The organism is Alcaligenes sp. DN25, from assembly GCF_023674485.1.
Classification (GTDB): domain Bacteria; phylum Pseudomonadota; class Gammaproteobacteria; order Burkholderiales; family Burkholderiaceae_B; genus Alcaligenes; species Alcaligenes phenolicus.
The window spans coordinates 1509895-1525134 of record NZ_CP098408.1 but is presented as its reverse complement, the minus strand read 5'-3'; the positions used below and the strand labels follow the sequence as shown (position 1 = coordinate 1525134).

Below are 15240 nucleotides of genomic sequence, written 5' to 3'. Positions count from 1 at the left end.
TGCACGAAAACCGGATATTGTCTGCAATATCCGGTTTTTTTTGTCCAAAGCCCTGAAAAACCGGCTTATTTCACGCATTGATCCCTAAGCCTGACCGGTATGCTAGCCAGATTTGAACGAGACTTCAGCCCCCTACCACGCCATGTCCTCCTCTGACCGCCCCGTGTCCCCTGATACGCTTTATCAACAAGCCCTCCAGCTATTTAATGACGGCCTGTTCCCTGCCGCCATTGACCTCCTGGAGACGTTGCTGACCCATCACCCAAAGCATCAGGCCAGCCTATCGCTCATCATCAAAGCGCTGATCAACGAAAAAAACCCTCAGAAAGCGCGCGACTACCTGCCCCTGCTCCAAGTCAAAAAAGACCTTGCCGCACGCGACTTGGCGGTGGACGTCTATGTGGCTTGTCGGGACTACGCTTCAGCCCAGACACTGCTGGAAGAAGAGATCAAGCAAAAGCCCAGTGCTGTGGCCTTGTTCAAACTGGCCGAGCTCCATGCAAAGCGTGGTGACCTGGCGAGCTCGCGCGCATTGCTGCGCCAAGCTCATCGGCAAGACCCGAAGAACCATCTGATTCTCGGTAAAGTCATTACCGACGAACACTTCAACCCGGATCTGGATCTGGGCACTATTCGTCAACTGCAGCAGGACTGGCAAAAACGTTTCGCCTACACCATGTATAGCGCGGCTGACACGCGCCGCATCGCAAGCCGGACACTACGAATTGGCCTGCTGTCCGACGGTTTCAGCAACCATCCGGTTACTCGCATGACCAGCGGTTCGCTAACACGCCTGCCTAAAAAAGAGTTCAAGCTGTACGCTTACAGCAGTACCGACAAGCCTGACGAGGTCACCGAACAATTCCGCGAACAATGCCACGCTTGGCACGACATCGCTACCCTGAGCGATGAGCAACTAAACCAGCGAATCCGCCAGGACCGGATTGACATTCTGATCGACATGAGCGGCTATCACAAAGGTAGCCGGCTGCGAATGCTGTCCATGAAACCTGCCCCACTGATCGTGAAGTGGGTCGGCGGATTGAACAACTCCATGGGGCTGGACTACATCAACTATCTGATCTCGGACCGTTTTGAAAGCCCTGAAGGCACAGATTCAGATTACACCGAGAAGCTGATCCGCATGCCCAACGGCTACATCAGCTACACGCCGCCATTCTACGTACCAGACGTAGGACCGGCTCCCCATATTGAAAATGGCTTCATTACGTTTGGCTGCTTCAATAATGCCAACAAAATTAATACCCCCACCATTCGAGCCTGGGCAGCTATTTTAAAAGCAGTACCCGATGCACGCCTGCTGCTGAAAGGCTCCTTGTACGAAGGCGAAGAGTTCACACAGCGCATCAGGGACGGTTTTCAAGCCCAAGGCATTGATCCTGAGCGTCTGGACTTCGAAGGTCAGTCAAATCACCGAAAACTACTCAGAACCTATAACCGCGTAGACATCACTCTGGACCCCTGGCCCTTTTCAGGCGGGCTGACCACGCTGGAATCCATGTTGATGGGCGCGCCGGTCATTACCCTGCCTGGCCCTACTTTTGCAAGCCGCCACTCAACCAGCCACATCAGCAACGCCGGTTATCCACAGCTGGTTGCGCAGTCCTGGGATCATTACGTGTCCCTTGCTTGCCTGTTAGCGCAAGACCATGCTTTGCTAGCCTCCTTGCGCAGCGAAATGCGCCAGGTATTCCTGAATTCACCTGTATGCGATCACAACTCTTTTGCCCAGTCCTTGCGCCAGGGATTACGAGCAATCTGGCAACGTCATTGCGACGGTGCAGCTCCTGCGGCACTAAGTATCCAGGCAAATCATCAAGTTCGCTTTGAAGACCAGGATAACGCCCAGCTTGCCGTGCCCTTGCAGGAAACGGATGACGACCAGGGCTTCAGTTTCGAGCTGACCAGCCCCATAGTTGTGATCGACCACGGTGCCCGCCTGGTTCAGGATGCAAAGTTCGAGCAGCTCTACGCAACTGGGGCCCTGCATGTCATTTGCTTTGACCCGGCAGCGACTACCCGGGACCTGATCCTGCCCTTGAACCGCGATCGGCTGCAAATCGTTCAGCAAGCCGTACTGGGACATGGCGGGGTCGTCAATTTCCAAGCTCGTATGGACAACGGGCAAAGCGGCACCTTGCCGCCCGTACTGAATGCCACCCCTGAGCTGGCTCAGTTTGACCTGCCTTCTATCCGACTGGATGATCTGGACCGGGATGCACCTATCGATTGGTTGATGCTGGCTGACAACTACGACAACCACGCCCTGCTCGGCAATGCTACCCATACCCTGGAACAAGCCCTAGCTGTTTCCATCAAAGTGCATTTTGCACCGGGCGATGCGCAGCAGCTGGACTTGTCACAGGCTCGCGACCTGCTTGCACCGCATGACCTAGAGTTCTACACACTCACAGCCTTTGATTGCGAAAGCGGCTACACCGACGAGCAGCTCAAGGAAAGCCACAGTGGCAGCCGCACCCGTTCAGCCATAGCCCTGTTCTTGCCCCGCAACACGCAAGATCTTCCTTCCGAGCGACTGGAAAAACTGGCGTTTATTCTGCACGCCTACTTTGGGGCTCACGACTACACCCAGCGCTTGCTGACGCAGCACCAGCACCCCAAGGCCGAGGACTACCTAAAACAGGCCCGTTTGCGCAACCTGCCCAGCATGAAGATTCCCGACACCCCGGCCATGACCTCCGCCGAAATCGAGTTTTTTGAATCCTGCCTGGATCAGGCCCAGCATTACTACGAATTTGGCAGTGGCGGCTCCACCAAACTGGCCGCAAGCATGGGCCTGCTCGTTCATGGCGTAGAAAGCGACCGCCGCTGGCTGGAACAACTGCACGCTGAAGTAGGTGAGGCCTGCAAGGTCAATCATGTGGACATTGGCCCTACCAAAGAATGGGGCTACCCCGTGGACCTGCGTGCTGCGGATCAATTCCCCAACTACAGCCGCTCCATCCACACCCAGGACCTGCCCTTTGACCTAATTCTGGTCGATGGCCGCTTCCGCGTAGCCTGCACCCTGGAAAGTATCGAGTACGTGCTCGAAAAAGGAGATCCCGCCTCGGCACGGATCTTCATCCATGACTTCTGGAACCGTGAGTTCTACAAACCCGTCCTGGAATTCCTGAACGCCGAAAAAACCGTTGAAACAGCGGGCCTGTTCAAGATCAAGGCCAACATCAATCGGGCACAACTCCAGGCAGTAAAAACTGCTTTCCAGCAGGATTATCGTTAAAGCGAATCTGGCCTTTCCTGACGGTGAATTACAGGAAAGGCCAGATTTTCAGACCAACCGTATTCAACACAGCACCTAGACCACCAATACATCGTCCTCTACCGTATAAGCTAGGCGATAGCCCTGCTTGAGCAGCTTGATTTTGTAACAATGCCGCAAATTGCCCCGCGATGCAAAACCCGGAACATGCGGTACACCCAGCCGCCCCCAAGGTTTGCAAGGCTTCGGGGAAGAACTTTAATTTGTATTTTGTGGGCTATCGCTCAACGCTATTCAAGATCAACCTCGACCGCCCTATCCTTGACGACCAGCCCCGTCGACGCACCAGTTCATCCAGATCCCGATTAGCCACCTCTTTGATCAAAGCCTCGAACAAACGAGAAGTCACCACATAAAAGGCAGGCCGGTTAAGGTTCGACACAGCAACAGGCATTTCTCCAACCATGCAAATACCTGCGCCGGGTTCTTCTTGAACTCGGACATGCTAATAGAATAATCAGCGTAAATCGCATCCATAATGGCTCCAAAAAAGCTACAAATTTAGAGCTATTTCAGCATCAGACGACTATAAGCACACGAGAGCCAGAAAAAGTCCCTTGTACGAGTCGAAAAGTGGAAGCTTGGTAGCCAGCACGCGCAGGCTTACAACAACACCTGAAATTCCGCACTATCGGAAATGGCGTCCCACTGGTCTTTGGCCAGACTGGCGCGGATACGGGCCACGGCCTGGCTACGCAGTTGGGATACGCGCCCTTCTGTCACACCCAGCACCAGAGCAATTTCTTTCTGATTCAAATCTTGCTCAAACTGCAAGGCGAACAGCAATTTCTCACGTTCAGGCAGTTGGTCGATGGCGGTAATCAAGGCTTGCCGAAGGCCCTGGGAGGTCAACAGGTTCAGGGGATTATCGAAGTACGCCTGCTCGCGCGTGCTGTCTTCCAGAAACTCCAACGCATCAGCGGAAGGATCGGCATGACGTTTCAGGTCTTCGTAATGAATCACCTGCACTCCGACCGCCTCATCCAGCAGTTCGTAGTAGTCGTCCATGCTCATGGACAAGGCTTCAGCAATTTCCGGCTCGGTGGGCTCGCGCAGCAGTTCCTGACGCAAGGCACTGACGGCCACTTCGATCTGGCGCGCTTTGCTGCGCACACTACGCGGCAGCCAGTCCTGGCTGCGCAACTCATCCAGCATGGCGCCACGAATTCGGGTGACCGCGTAGGTGTCAAACTGGGCCTCGGCCACCACCTGGTAACGACGCACGGCGTCCAGCAGGCCCATCATGCCCGCCTGCATCAGATCATCCAGTTCAACGCTGGGGGGCAGGCGCGACACAAGCTGGAGCGCTTGGCGGCGCACCAATGGGGCGTACTGCTCAACCAGGACGTCTTCTGAACGAGGCATGGACAGGCAAGAATCCGGACAATAAAGATTGAGCTATTTTGCCTGCCCGCCCTGCCCGACAGTCCCCAAATCAGACAGTCTTTCGCCATCTTATTCAGGCTTTAAACGGGTCTGAAGCGGCCAAAAACCAAAATATCTCCTAAAGATACAGGCGCAGGTGCCGTAATTGGATCGTTACAGGTGCCAAGCCCCCCCATTGAACAGGCCTGCCACCAAGCCCCTTTTGGAGTGATGTCATGATCAACTCAGTTTCATCTCAAACGACGGCCTTGGTGCCCCTAGCCTCCCCAGTGGAGCAAAATCCCGGCACCCCTACGCCTTCGGCGGCCACCACGGTGACCCCCATCAAGGAAAGCAGTACCGATACCCAGTTGCAGCAACGCTGGCCCGACAAACGCGAACCCGTGCCCGGCATGGTCAACACACTGGACGACACCCTGGACCAGATCAACAACTCCTTGCAGGCCTGGTCCACCGGCATTCGCTTCAATATGGACGACGAGGCCCAGCGTCTGGTGGTCTCGATTGTGGACAACTCGACCGGCGAGGTTCTGCGCACCGTCCCGTCTGACGCGGTGATCCAGATTGCCAAGATGATCGTGCAATTGCAGGGCAACGCGGTCAGCGTGAAGGTTTAAAAACCAAACTGGCATCGAAACTTCCCATTGACATGGGCTTTGCGCGCGACACATTCGCGACAAAATAGGACACTACAGGAGTATTTGATATGGCTATTTCTTCAATTGGCGTGGGCTCAGGTCTGAAGCTGGACGAGCTGCTGGAAGATTTGCGCAAGACGGAAAAGAAGAGTCTTGCTGTCATCCAGAACCGCCAGGTGGCCAATACCAACAAGATCTCGGCCTACGGTCAGCTCAAAAGCAGTCTGGCAGAGCTGCAAACCGCCGCCAAGGCCCTAAACTCGGAAGACTCGTTTGGCGCGGTCAAAGTCACCGCCAATAGCGAAAACATCAAAGTGACCGGCAATTCCAAAGCAGCGCCCGGTCAGTACGTGATCAAGGTTGATAATCTTGCCACTCGTCAGACGCTGACCACCGGCTCCCACAAGTCGCGCGATACAGCAATCGGCGAAGGCGGCAAAATCACCGTTCGCCTGGCCAATGGCAAAGAACACAGCCTGGACATGAAGGGCCAAGACACCTCATTACAAGGGGTGATGAACGCCATCAATGCCGAAGCCGATCTGGGCATGAAAGCCACCATCATCAACACAGGTGATCCGGACGAGCCTTACCGCTTGCAACTGTCCGCCGGTGAAACCGGTGAAGCCGCCTCGGTCAGCACGATTCGCGTAGACGGCAATGATGATCTGGCCGATCTGCTGCACTTTGATGCCAGCGATCCAGCTGCCAGCGGCTTTGAGCAAACCAAGGCGCTGAACGCCAAGCTGACCGTGAACGGCATTGCCATCACCAGCCAGAGCAATACCTTGAAGAACACCATTGAAGGCATGGAAATCACGCTGAACAAGGCAGGTGACGAGCCAATTAATGTCGATGTAGCCAAAGACGACGGCGCAGCGGCCAAAGCAGTAAAAGATTATGTCGAAGCCTACAACAAGTTCAACAAGTCCATCCGTGCTCTGACCGCCTACAACGTCGACCTGAAACAAGGCGCGGCCCTGACCGGCGACTCCATGGCCCGTGAAGCACAAAACGCCATGCGTGACGCCACGCTAGGATATGTGCCCGGCGAAGGCCAGATTCGCTCCATGGTAGGCCTTGGCATCAACGTCGACCCCAAGACGGGCGATCTGCAGCTGGATGAAAAAAAGTTGAATGAAGTCCTGAAGACCAACATGGCGGACGTCAAGAACATGTTCGTGGGTGAGAACAGCGTTGCCGGCCGCGTACGAGCAGCCGCTGACGAATTCATCAAAAAAGATGGTCGCATTGACAACGCTCAGGCTGGCGCTGAAAAAGTCGGCAAGACATTGCAGGATCAGTATGATGCAGCCGACCAGCGTATCGAGAACAAGATGGAAGCCTATCGCAAGCAGTTTGTCCAACTGGACGTCATGATCAACCGCATGCAAGGCACCAGCAATTACCTAAGCCAGCAACTGTCCATGCTGGGCAATATGAACAGCAATAAATAACCCCCTATGAGCTATCCTGCCCCTTCCCGTCGCTTTGGCCAACAATCGGTTCGCGCCTACGCTCAAGTAGGTCTGGAAACCGAGGTCTTGAGCGCGAGCCCCGAACATCTGATTACCCTGTTATTTAACGGTGCTCGCACCGCCATGCTGCAAGCGCGCTTGCATATGGAACAGGGCAATATTGCCGGGCGGGGGCAATCACTATCGAAGGCTATTGATATTGTCGATAGCGGCCTGAAAATGGCGGTCGATACCGAAAAGGGCGGAGAGCTGGCCCGCAATCTGGTCGCTACCTATGACCTGATTTTGCACAATCTGATGCTGGCCAACCTTCGCAATGACGCGGAAAAGCTGACGCTGGCCGAGCGTTTGCTGACCGATATTGCCGATGCCTGGCGCAGCAATGTTGATACCCAACGTGCCAAGCAGCCAGCTTGACTCCGGGGCTCGCGGGACAGGTTCTGTTCCTGACCTGCACCTCCAACCTCCTTTGCGCCTTTAGCGCCTGGTACGAACATGAGCGATACCTCTAACCCGATCGTCGATCAATATCAAATTATCGCCAGCATCACCCGTCACATGCTGGAGCTTGCCCAAACGGCTCGCTGGGAGGATGTGTTTGAACAATCCGAACACTATCAACTCGCCGTGGAAAAGCTCAAGAACATGGAAGACCTGTCTATTACTGAAAAACAGGCACGCCGTCAGTTGCTGACCCAAATTCTGGAGGACGACGCCCAGATCCGCCATCTGGCCACCCCCGAACTGGGGCGTCTGGGTGCACTGCTGGGCAATATGAAGCGCCAGCAAACCGTGTTGCAAGCGTATTACAACCCTAGCGTTCATCCATGAGCATAGGCGGCCCCTCCCCCTTGGGGACGCTGCTCATTCAACGGCTTGATGCCGTTCTGGGTATCAGCACTGGACAGCAAAGCAATATCGCCACGGGCGCCCGACCGGACGCCATCAGCCAGACACCGGGCAGCCAGCGCCCCGAGCGCGCCGAAAACCAAACGGCTCGTGATCAACGCCAAAGCGTAGATCAAGCCCGCGCCCACACCCAGGGTCGCGATAGCCGGAATATCCGCACACAAAGCGGACAAACCTCGACCGACCCGGCTCTGAATGCTCGTGGCCCCAATACGGCCACCACCAGCTCGGCCCCCACAACCCTGGGGCGCACTGCCCAATTGATCCTGTCCTTGCTGGAGCGCTTTCCGGATCGTGCCCCTGCTATCCAGGGACGACAGGCCTTGTTACCTGGCCGCCCCACGATGCAGGCGGACGGCAAGGAGCCCACGCGTCCCGGCAGCGATACCCAGACGGCGGGGCGGGCAGGCACAGCACAGAATACCGCCAGCACAATCGCCACCGTGGCTCAGCAGCGCCTGCCCTTGCCCGGTAGCACAGCAACAAGCGGCGCAAACGCGGGCTCTGCCAGTGCAATGACAACAGGCAGCAGTGCTGTGGGAACAGGCACTGCGACCACCGGCGCCGCAACCCAAAGCCCCCTGCCTACAGGCAGCACGGCTGCTCTGGCCCAGCATTTCAGCCAGGCTTTGCCCCAGGCCTTGCAACAAAGCGGGCTATTCTACGAGTCTCATCTTAGTGATCTGCACTTTGGGCAACGCAGCGTTGGCGAATTACAGCAAGAGCCGCAAAACCTGAATCGCCCCGCGGCCGAAACACATACCAGCACAAGCCAGAATCCTCAGGCCCAGGCCAGCACCCAGGACCCGGCCAATAGCCTGCTGGTGCGTCAGCAACTGGATACGCTGGCCTACCAGAACCTGCAATGGCAAGGTCAGGCCTGGCCGGATGCCGACATGAACTGGAGTGTGCAACGTCACCATGCCCAGTCAGAGGACGAAACCGAACATTGGTCCAGTACCCTGCAACTGGACCTGCCCACGCTGGGGCCGATCACCCTACGGCTCAACCTCCTGAACCAGCAATTGCTGGTCCATATTCAGGCCGATCAATCCGCCCCTTATCTGGACGAGAACAGCCTGCCCTTGCGCGAACGTCTGCAAGACCAGGGCCTGATCCTGAGCCAATTGCAGATTGAAGCCGACCCGACCCTGCCGCAGGACCTGCCCGATGAGTCATGACTCCCCCTCCCGTCGCCCGCAGGCCCTGGCCTTGCGCTACGAGCCCAAAGACGGGGCCCCGCGTGTCGTTGCCAAAGGCTACGGCACCTTGGCCGAAAAAATTGTCGAGACCGCCCGCGAGCACGGTCTGTACGTACACGAGTCCCCCGAACTGGTCGGCCTGCTGATGCAGGTGGATCTGGACCGTCATATCCCCCCTCAGCTCTATCAAGCCGTGGCTGAATTGCTGGCCTGGCTCTACGCCCTGGAACAAGGCCATCCCCAGGCCACACAAGCCTTGCAGGCTTTGCACGACGCCCCAAAAACTTGAGCCTGCTATTTATAAGGGCTGAAAAGCCCCTGTTTTTGGGCTTAGATACCCTGCTTAGCCTCGCGTTCTAAACGTTACATTAAGCACGGCAAGCTGCCCGCACCTGTGCGCGTGGCCCATCCTGACTTTCTGGCAAGCGAATATGTCGATTTCCAATCTCTCCAGCATTGAAAACCTTTTGGCCCAGATGCGCGCAGTTGCGCAAGCGGCCGGGGCTTCCAGTTCTGTGTCCTCCTCGGCCAGCAGCGCCGCTCCCGGTGGTTTTGCCGCCGAGCTGGCCCGCTCTTTGAACCGGGTTTCCCAGGCGCAGAATGAGGCCAATGCCCAGGCTCAGGCCTTTGAAATGGGCGAGCCCGGAATTTCCTTGAACGACGTGATGATTGACCTGCAAAAAGCCAGCGTTGGCTTTCAGGCCACCGTCCAGGTACGCAACCGCTTAGTGGCCGCCTACCAAGAAATTGCCAGTATGCCGGTATAAGCGCCTGATTCTTTCATGCCCGCCGCCCTTTCCTTAATGCTGCCTGAGCACGTCCTGATTTGAACTCCCCTGATTCCATGCAGAACCCTGCCTCTGCCTCACCCATGAGTCAGACAGCACAGTTGCTGAACAAACTTCCTGGCTACGACACACTGCGCGCCTTGCCCAAGGTAGCGCTGATCGGGCTGGGTGCCGCACTGATTGCTCTGATTGTCGCCCTCTTGCTGTGGAGCCGCGGCCCTACCTACCAGGTACTGTTCTCCAATCTGGACGACCGCGATGGCGGTGCGATTGTCTCGGCCCTGGGCCAGATGAACGTGCCCTACCAGTTCAACAGCAACGGTACCGCCATTTTGGTGCCACAAGATCGTGTGCATGATGTGCGCATGCAAATGGCCTCGCAAGGCTTGCCGCGCAGTGGCAATGCCGGTTTCGAGCTGCTGGATCAAAGTCGCTTTGGCGCCAGCCAGTTCACCGAGCAAGTCACCTATCAGCGCGCCCTGGAAGGCGAGCTGGCCAATTCCATCAAGGCCGTGCATGCCGTCAAGGAAGCGCGCGTTCACCTGGCCATGCCGCGTGAAACCTTGTTTGTACGTGACCGCCAGTCTCCGACCGCTTCGGTAGTGCTGTCGCTGTATCCGGGCCGCGACCTGAGCGAAGGCCAGGTTTCCGCCATCAGCTGGCTGATCTCCTCCAGCGTGCCCAATCTGCAAGCCGACAAGGTGTCCATCATTGACCAGAATGGCCGCTTGCTAACCGCGCCCACTGGCGAGATGGGTGCTGATAATCAGCAGCGCAATTTTGTAAACGATATTGAATACCGAGCCGTCCAGCGCATCCTGACCTTGCTGAACCCCTTGGTCGGTGCTGGCAACGTCCGCGCCCAGGTGACGGCTGAAGTGGACTTTTCGCGCCGCGAGCAGACGTCCGAGGTCTACAAGCCCAATCAGCAACCCGGTCAGGCCGCGGTACGCAGCCAGCAGACCAGCTCTTCTTTGCAACGCAACCCGCAGCAGCCCCAGGGCGTGCCCGGTGCCTTGAGCAATCAGGCTCCCAACAATGCCACCGCCAATCTGGTCAACCCGCCTGCTGCGCCAAATCAGCCCCAAGCCCCGGCTGCTCCGGCAACTGAGCCGGCCAATGCCGCCGCACAAACCGCCAACGCCGCAAACGCTGCAGCGGCCGGTACAGACCCTTCACTGGTGTCCCTGGCCGAACAGGCCCGCTTGCTGCAAAACACCGGCAATGCGCGTAACGACTCCACCGTGAACTACGAAGTGGATCGCACCATCAGCCACGTCAAAGGTCCTTTGGGTCAGCTAAGCCGCCTGTCGGTAGCCGTGGTGGTGAACTATCGCAATACGGACAAGGACCAACAGCCGCTGGAGCAGGAAGAACTGGACAAGATCCGCGATCTGGTCAAACAAGCCGTCGGTTACTCGGCTGATCGAGGCGATAGCCTGAGCGTGGTGAACGGACAGTTCAACGAACAAGGCGATATTGATACCCCCTTCTGGAAAAATCCGGAGTACCGCGAGCTCGCTATGGAACTGGTCAAGTATCTGGTCTTTGCATTCATTCTGTTCATGGCATGGCGCATCGTCATCAACCCCATCATCCAGGGCCTGATCCAGGCCAAGGCGGTGGCTGACGCCCGCGTCGAGCGCCAGAAAGAAGAATCTGCTCGCGAACAGGCTGCTGAACAACGTGCCGCCGAAATGAGCCGCTACGAAGAGAATCTGAACACCGCCCGCACGATGGCTCACGATGACCCACGTGCCGTGGCTATGGTGTTGCGCTCCTGGTTAAACAAAGATGAAAAAAATGAAAACGGCTAAACCGGACGATTCCATCGAACGCAGTGCGATTTTGATGATGTCCTTGGGGGAAGATGCCGCCGCCGAGGTGTTTCGCCACCTCTCGCCTCGTGAGGTGCAGCAGCTCAGTACCGCCATGGCGTCCCTGAAGCAACTGACCCGTGCCGATATGGACGCGGCTCTGGAGAGCTTTCGCCAGGAGGCCGACCAGTTCATGGCGGTGGCACTGGACTCCAACGCCTATATCCGCTCCGTACTGAACAAGGCGCTGGGCTCGGACCGAGCCGCTGGCCTGATCGAAGACTTGCTGGAAAACAGCGAAGGCTCCAGCAGCGGTATTGATGCCCTGAACTGGCTGGATGCCTCCAGCGTGGCCGAGCTGATTGCCGACGAACACCCCCAAATTATTGCCACCATTCTGGTGCATCTGGAGCGTGATCGCGCCGCCGACATTCTGGGCTACATTCCGGATCGTTTGCGCGATGATGTGGTCCTGCGTATTGCTACTTTTGGCGGCGTACAGCCCACGGCCCTGAACGAGCTGACCGAAGTGTTGAACGGCATGCTATCGGGCCAGGGTGCCAAACGCAGCAAGATGGGTGGTCCACGCACGGCAGCCGAGATGCTGAACTACATGAACGCCAGCCTGGAAGAGTCCGTCCTGACCAGTCTGCGCGGCATGGACGCCGACCTGACCCAGCGCATCGTGGACGAGATGTTCGTGTTCGAGAACCTGGCCGATGTGGAAGACATTGCCATTCAGCTGCTGCTCAAGGAAATCGAGACCTCTGCATTGACGATTGCCCTGAAAGGCGCGCCCGAAGAGTTGCGCGACAAGTTCTTCCGCAATATGTCCAACCGTGCTGCCGAAATGCTGCGCGAAGACATCGACGCCCAAGGCCCGATCCGCATGTCCAAGGTGGAACAGGAACAGAAAGCCATTGTGCAGGTGGCCCGTCGCCTGGCCGAAGCCGGTCAGATTACGCTGGGTGGCCTGAGTGGGGACGAGTATGTCTAAGACGGCCTCGTTTGGGCAGCTCCTGCCCGTCCAAGCCGTTATTCGCTTGTGCCCAGGCACGAACCGCCTGCGCGGGAGCCTGTAAATGTCCAGCCACCGTAAAGCCTCGGCCTACTCGGAACTTCAGGAAAGCTGGAGCCGCTGGCAAATGCAGGGGCTGGATGATCCTGTCGTCGCCCCGGAACCGGAAGAGCCCGAGTTCGTCCCTCCTACCCCGGAAGAACTGCAGCGCGATCTGGAAAACCAGCGCAGCCAGGCGCAGGAAGAAGGCCATACCCAGGGCTATCAGGCCGGTTACAACCAGGGCCATGCTGCTGGTCTGGCAGCAGGCCAGGAAAGTGGCCATGCCCAAGGCTATGAAGCCGGAATGGCGGCTGGAATGGCCAAGGCACAAGAACAGATTGACCAGTACATCAAGGAATTTGTCGCCTTGAACCAGAACTGCGCCCAGTCCATTGAACTGATGGATCAGGAAATGGGCCAATCCCTGATTCAGCTGGCGACACGTATTGCCGAGCATGTATTGCAAAGCACCATCAAGGCCGAACCCAGCCGCATCCGCGATCTGGTTGCCGAAGTACTGCGTAGTGATCCAGGCGATACCAGCGCCCTGGAACTGAGCTTGCACCCGGACGACATCAGCCTGGTGCGTGAGTTTCTGATTGAACAAGGCGAGCCCCGCGCCTGGCGTCTGCAAGAAGACCCCCAACTGCAACGCGGTGAATGTCGTGTGCGCTCCAGCTACGGCGATATTGACGCCACCTTTGCCACTCGCTGGAAACGCGCCCTGGCCAGCCTGGGCTTGCCCGTCTCTTCGGAGCCCTGATGGCAACGCCCCTTCTGGCCTCCTCCCCCGAACGCTGGCGCGCCCAGATGCTGTCGGCACAGCAACGGGTTCAGGCCATTGAGCCCAGCTTGCGCAGCGGCCGCGTTGTCCGCGCCACGGGTTTGGTGCTGGAAGCTACAGGTTTGAAGCTGGCTGTAGGGGCCGCTTGCAAAGTGGAATTATCTGCCGCACAAAACATCTGGGCCGAAGCCGAGGTTGTAGGGTTTGAAGGCAGATCGCTGTATTTGATGCCCTTGAGCGAAATTTCCGGCCTGCCTCCCGGTGCACGTGTTGTACCGGTTGAAGCTCAATTGCAGCCGCCGGTTCCGCTGCCCGACTCCGATCAACCGGACAGCCTGCCCGCCCAGGCGCGTTCGCGCCATGTTCCGGTCGGCCCCGGCCTGCTGGGTCGCGTGGTCGATGGCAGCGGCAATCCGCTGGACGGTTTGGGCCCGATCGACGCGCAAGCGTGCGTCTCGCTCAGCCACACCACACCCAACCCACTGAAGCGCAGTCCCATCGACACGGTTCTGGACGTAGGAGTACGTGCCATCAACGGTTTGCTGACCGTAGGCCGTGGTCAGCGCATGGGTCTGTTTGCCGGTTCCGGTGTGGGTAAAAGTGTGCTGCTGGGCATGATGGCCCGCTACACCCAAGCCGACATCATTGTCGTGGGCCTGATCGGTGAACGGGGCCGGGAAGTTAAAGAATTTATTGAGCATAATCTGGGCGAAGAAGGCCTGCAACGCTCGGTTGTCGTCGCGGCCCCGGCTGATGTCTCGCCCTTGCTGCGCTTACAAGGCGCGGTGTACGCCACCCGTCTGGCCGAGTTTTTCCGCGATGAAGGCAAGAACGTCTTGCTGATCATGGATTCACTGACGCGTTATGCCATGGCTCAGCGCGAAATCGCCTTGGCAATTGGCGAGCCGCCTGCCACCAAGGGCTACCCTCCTTCCGTATTTGCCAAGCTACCGGCCCTAGTGGAGCGCGCCGGTAACGGTGAACCCAATGCACAAGGCCGTTGCGGCTCGATCACCGCGTTCTACACCGTGCTGACCGAGGGCGACGACCAGCAAGACCCGATTGCCGACTCGGCCCGCGCGATCCTGGACGGTCACATTGTACTGTCGCGCAGTCTGGCGGAAACCGGCCATTACCCGGCCATTGATATCGAAGCGTCCATCTCGCGGGTCATGCCCAGCATTGTGGAGCCAGAACAGATCAAGATGGTGCACCGCTTCAAGGGCCTGCTCTCCAGCTATCAACGCAACCGCGACCTGATTGCCGTGGGCGCCTATACCCGTGGCAATGATCCAGCCATTGATCAAGCCATTGATCGTTTCCCCTGGCTGGAAGCCTATCTGCGCCAGGGCATGCAGCAACGTGTGGACGTGCCACGCGCCTTCGATGAATTGAACGCCGTTCTCAATAGCGAGCAATAGCCATGAAAGCCAACGCCTCTTTACATACGCTGGTCGATCTCAGTCAGAACAATGTGGACGACGCGGCCCGCCATCTGCAGGAGCTGCGAACAGAGCGCGATGCGGCCCAGTCGCAGCTGGAAATGTTGCAGACCTATCGCCAGGACTACGCCCAGCGCCTGCTGGATGTGGGCCAAACTGGGGTAACCATGGCGAACTACCACAATTTCCGGCGCTTTATCGTGACATTGGACCAGGCCATTTCCCAGCAAAATAGTGTCATCCAAGCGCTGGAAGAGAAAATGGAACAGGGACGCCAGGTCTGGTATGGCCATCAGCAGCGCCTGAAAGCGTATGAAACCTTGATCGACCGCCGTCTCCAGACCCAGCAAGTCCAGCAACAAAGAATGGAACAACGTAACAGCGATGAAATCGCTGCTCGTCTCTTTACTCGTAGCCAGACCGCCTATTAAA

The 15240-nt window shown here is 57.5% G+C and carries 14 protein-coding genes; 13 read left to right on the top strand and 1 reads right to left on the bottom strand.

Annotated elements, in window-relative coordinates; translation table 11 throughout:
- The first annotated feature begins 112 nt into the window (after positions 1–112).
- Positions 113–3265: an O-linked N-acetylglucosamine transferase, SPINDLY family protein gene (locus NBV64_RS07030; RefSeq protein ID WP_250756956.1), complete on the top strand. Its 3153-nt coding sequence runs from the start codon at positions 113–115 to the stop codon at positions 3263–3265.
- A 642-nt stretch (positions 3266–3907) separates the two neighbouring features.
- Here NBV64_RS07030 and NBV64_RS07025 read toward each other — a convergent pair.
- A complete protein-coding gene (locus NBV64_RS07025) occupies positions 3908–4669 on the bottom strand; it encodes an RNA polymerase sigma factor FliA (protein WP_250756955.1) in 762 nt (253 codons plus the stop codon).
- A 236-nt stretch (positions 4670–4905) separates the two neighbouring features.
- Between NBV64_RS07025 and NBV64_RS07020 the strand changes: the two genes are divergently transcribed.
- The 12 genes from NBV64_RS07020 (at position 4906) to fliJ (ending at position 15239) form a co-directional block, all read left to right on the top strand.
- Complete coding sequence (locus tag NBV64_RS07020; protein ID WP_170978593.1) at positions 4906–5307, top strand: flagellar protein FlaG; 402 nt, start codon at positions 4906–4908, stop codon at positions 5305–5307.
- Between the two features lie 89 nt (positions 5308–5396).
- A complete protein-coding gene (gene fliD / locus NBV64_RS07015) occupies positions 5397–6785 on the top strand; it encodes a flagellar filament capping protein FliD (RefSeq protein WP_250756954.1) in 1389 nt (462 codons plus the stop codon).
- 6 nt (positions 6786–6791) lie between these two features.
- Positions 6792–7223, top strand: coding sequence for a flagellar export chaperone FliS (gene fliS / locus NBV64_RS07010; protein WP_026484537.1), 432 nt, complete (start codon positions 6792–6794; stop codon positions 7221–7223).
- Between the two features lie 78 nt (positions 7224–7301).
- Positions 7302–7637: a flagellar protein FliT gene (locus NBV64_RS07005; protein WP_115634934.1), complete on the top strand. Its 336-nt coding sequence runs from the start codon at positions 7302–7304 to the stop codon at positions 7635–7637.
- Positions 7634–8896: a flagellar hook-length control protein FliK gene (locus NBV64_RS07000; protein WP_250756953.1), complete on the top strand. Its 1263-nt coding sequence runs from the start codon at positions 7634–7636 to the stop codon at positions 8894–8896. Before NBV64_RS07005 ends, NBV64_RS07000 begins: the two co-directional genes overlap by 4 nt.
- Entirely contained in the window at positions 8886–9206 is a 321-nt protein-coding gene (locus NBV64_RS06995; protein WP_115634930.1) for an EscU/YscU/HrcU family type III secretion system export apparatus switch protein, read from the top strand. Before NBV64_RS07000 ends, NBV64_RS06995 begins: the two co-directional genes overlap by 11 nt.
- Before the next feature lie 142 nt (positions 9207–9348).
- Complete coding sequence (gene fliE, locus NBV64_RS06990; RefSeq protein WP_009458068.1) at positions 9349–9684, top strand: flagellar hook-basal body complex protein FliE; 336 nt, start codon at positions 9349–9351, stop codon at positions 9682–9684.
- Between the two features lie 104 nt (positions 9685–9788).
- Entirely contained in the window at positions 9789–11522 is a 1734-nt protein-coding gene (gene fliF, locus NBV64_RS06985; RefSeq protein ID WP_009458070.1) for a flagellar basal-body MS-ring/collar protein FliF, read from the top strand.
- On the top strand, positions 11509–12519 hold the full coding sequence (gene fliG / locus NBV64_RS06980; protein ID WP_009458072.1) for a flagellar motor switch protein FliG: 1011 nt from the start codon (positions 11509–11511) through the stop codon (positions 12517–12519). The genes fliF and fliG overlap by 14 nt, the downstream gene beginning before the upstream one ends.
- A gap of 85 nt (positions 12520–12604) precedes the next feature.
- A complete protein-coding gene (gene fliH, locus NBV64_RS06975; RefSeq protein WP_021446819.1) occupies positions 12605–13345 on the top strand; it encodes a flagellar assembly protein FliH in 741 nt (246 codons plus the stop codon).
- A complete protein-coding gene (gene fliI, locus NBV64_RS06970) occupies positions 13345–14787 on the top strand; it encodes a flagellar protein export ATPase FliI (protein WP_371477461.1) in 1443 nt (480 codons plus the stop codon). Before fliH ends, fliI begins: the two co-directional genes overlap by 1 nt.
- A 2-nt stretch (positions 14788–14789) precedes the next feature.
- On the top strand, positions 14790–15239 hold the full coding sequence (gene fliJ, locus NBV64_RS06965) for a flagellar export protein FliJ (RefSeq protein ID WP_009458076.1): 450 nt from the start codon (positions 14790–14792) through the stop codon (positions 15237–15239).
- Position 15240 lies beyond the last annotated feature (1 nt).